Consider the following 275-nt stretch of genomic DNA (forward strand, 5'->3'; position numbering starts at 1 on the left):
GGCCCGGCCAGGCGCCAGCCCAGGATCCGGGGGTCGAGGGCCTGCCACTGGCCGGCGGGCAGGACGACCGTCCCGCGTCGCCGGCGGGCCTGCACGAGACCCAGCGACTCGAGCACGCGGATGCACTCGCGGAGGACGGTGCGGGAGATGCCCAACCCCTCGGGCGTCAGGACCGTCCCGACCGGGATGTCGCCGGAGACGATCCGGGCGCCCAACGACGCAATGGCCTGCTCATGCAGGGAGCCGGGCGCTGGCTGGGTCACACTTCATTATCG

General features: G+C 73.5%; 1 protein-coding gene. It reads right to left on the bottom strand.

Going from position 1 to position 275, the window contains the following annotated elements:
* Positions 1–263 (bottom strand): FadR/GntR family transcriptional regulator (locus SB719_RS19910; protein ID WP_412159702.1); only part of this gene is annotated, 263 nt, incomplete at its 3' end.
* Positions 264–275 lie beyond the last annotated feature (12 nt).

Origin of the sequence: Pantoea sp. SIMBA_079, assembly GCF_046940275.1 — a bacterium.
GTDB lineage: Bacteria > Pseudomonadota > Gammaproteobacteria > Enterobacterales > Enterobacteriaceae > Pantoea > Pantoea borealis.